Origin of the sequence: Blautia sp. DFI.1.216 (genome assembly GCF_020594215.1) — a bacterium.
Taxonomy (GTDB): domain Bacteria; phylum Bacillota; class Clostridia; order Lachnospirales; family Lachnospiraceae; genus Blautia_A; species Blautia_A wexlerae.
The window spans coordinates 1-2608 of record NZ_JAJDML010000109.1 but is presented as its reverse complement, the minus strand read 5'-3'; the positions used below and the strand labels follow the sequence as shown (position 1 = coordinate 2608).

Genomic DNA, 2608 nt, shown 5'->3' with positions numbered 1-2608 from the left:
CGAATGGGATATCTCATCTTAAGGGGGGCTTCACGCTTAGATGCCTTCAGCGTTTATCCCTTCCGGGCTTGGCTACTCGGCCGTAGACTTGGCAGTCTAACCGATGCACCAGCGGCCCGTCCATCCCGGTCCTCTCGTACTAAGGACAGCTCCTCTCAGATATCCTACGCCCACGCCGGATAGGGACCGAACTGTCTCACGACGTTCTGAACCCAGCTCGCGTACCGCTTTAATGGGCGAACAGCCCAACCCTTGGGACCTACTACAGCCCCAGGATGCGATGAGCCGACATCGAGGTGCCAAACCACTCCGTCGATGTGAACTCTTGGGAGTGATAAGCCTGTTATCCCCAGGGTAGCTTTTATCCGTTGAGCGATGGCATTCCCACTTAATACCACCGGATCACTAAGCCCTACTTTCGTACCTGCTCCACCCGTCGGTGTCGCAGTCAAGCTCCCTTCTGCCTTTGCACTCTTCGAATGGTTTCCGTCCATTCTGAGGGAACCTTTGGGCGCCTCCGATACCCTTTCGGAGGCGACCGCCCCAGTCAAACTCCCCGTCTGGCATTGTCCCACCGCCGGGTCACGGCGGCTGGTTAGAAACCCAATACTGCAAGGGTGGTATCCCAACAGCGGCTCCATGGCAACTGGCGTTACCATCTCCTAGCCTCCCACCTATCCTGTACATGCAATACCGAGTCCCAGTACCAGACTGGAGTAAAGCTCCATGGGGTCTTTCCGTCCTGGCGCAGGTAACCAGCATCTTCACTGGTACTTCAATTTCACCGGATGCATTGTCGAGACAGCGCTCAAATCATTACGCCTTTCGTGCGGGTCGGAACTTACCCGACAAGGAATTTCGCTACCTTAGGACCGTTATAGTTACGGCCGCCGTTTACTGGGGCTTAAATTCAAAGCTTCGCTTGCGCTAACCTCTCCTCTTAACCTTCCAGCACCGGGCAGGCGTCAGCCCATATACCTCACCTTTCGGTTTCGCATAGACCTGTGTTTTTGCTAAACAGTTGCTTGAGCCTATTCTCTGCGGCCTGGTTTCCCAGGCACCCCTTATCCCTAAGTTACGGGGCCATTTTGCCGAGTTCCTTGACAATGCTTCTTCCGCCGGCCTTAGGATTCTCTCCTCATCCACCTGTGTCGGTTTACGGTACGGGTACGGTATAAACAATAGCGGCTTTTCTTGACGCATGGCTCACGGACTTCGCTACTTTATTTCGCTCCGCATCACGGCTTCCCATTGCCACCCGGATTTGCCAAAGTGACTGGTACCCCGCTTGCACCGGGCTTTCCATTCCCGGCTTCCGCTTTCCTTACGTGTCCCCACAGTTCTGTCATACCGCAGTACAGGAATCTCCACCTGTTGTCCATCGGCTACGACTCTCGTCCTCGCCTTAGGCCCCGACTTACCCAGAGCAGATCAGCTTTACTCTGGAAACCTTGGATATTCGGCCATAAGGATTCTCACCTTATTCTCGCTACTCATTCCGGCATTCTCTCTTCCATGCAGTCCACAGCTCCTTTCGGTACTGCTTCTTCCCGCATGCAATGCTCCTCTACCAACCTTTCGGTTCCTTAGTTTCGGTGGCGCGTTTCAGCCCCGGACATTTTCGGCGCAGGACCTCTCGACCAGTGAGCTATTACGCACTCTTTGAATGGATGGCTGCTTCTGAGCCAACATCCTGGTTGTCTTCGAAATCCCACATCCTTTTCCACTTAACGCGCACTTGGGGACCTTAACTGAAGGTCTGGGCTCTTTCCCTTTTGACCGCCCAACTTATCTCGTGCAGTCTGACTCCCGATAATCGATTACGCGGCATTCGGAGTTTGATATTCTTCGGTAGGCTTTGACGCCCCCTAGGAAATTCAGTGCTCTACCTCCGCAAATCTGTATCGAGGCTAGCCCTAAAGCTATTTCGAGGAGAACCAGCTATCTCCGGGTTCGATTGGAATTTCTCCCCTATCCACACCTCATCCCCACCCTTTTCAACGGATGTGGGTTCGGTCCTCCACTACCTCTTACGGCAGCTTCAACCTGGACATGGATAGATCACCCGGTTTCGGGTCTACTCCTACTGACTCTGGCCCTCTTAAGACTTGGTTTCCCTACGGCTCCACACCTGAAGTGCTTAACCTTGCCAGTAAGCGTAACTCGCCGGACCGTTCTACAAAAAGTACGCGGTCGTGCATATAAAGCACTTCCACAGCTTGTAGACACAGGGTTTCAGGTTCTCTTTCACTCCCCTCCCGGGGTCCTTTTCACCTTTCCTTCACAGTACTATGCGCTATCGGTCACTAAGTAGTATTTAGCCTTAGGGGGTGGTCCCCCTGATTTCCCACAAGGTTCCACGTGTCTCGTGGTACTCTGGATCCTGCTCAGTCTCATCAGCTTTCACGTACGGGGCTTTCACCCTCTCCGGCCGGCTTTCCCAAAACCGTTCTGTTAGCTTCAAAGAATCTTAAATGCAGTCCGTAACCCCGGAATGCACGCATTCCGGTTTAGGCTCCTCCGCGTTCGCTCGCCGCTACTTACGGAATCGAGTTTTCTTTCTTTTCCTCCGGGTACTTAGATGTTTCAGTTCCCCGGGTTCCCTTCC

At 53.6% G+C, this 2608-nt stretch carries 1 rRNA gene; it reads right to left on the bottom strand.

What is annotated here, in order from left to right:
- A 23S ribosomal RNA gene (locus LJE11_RS18775) occupies positions 1 to 2608 on the bottom strand; the annotation flags it as partial.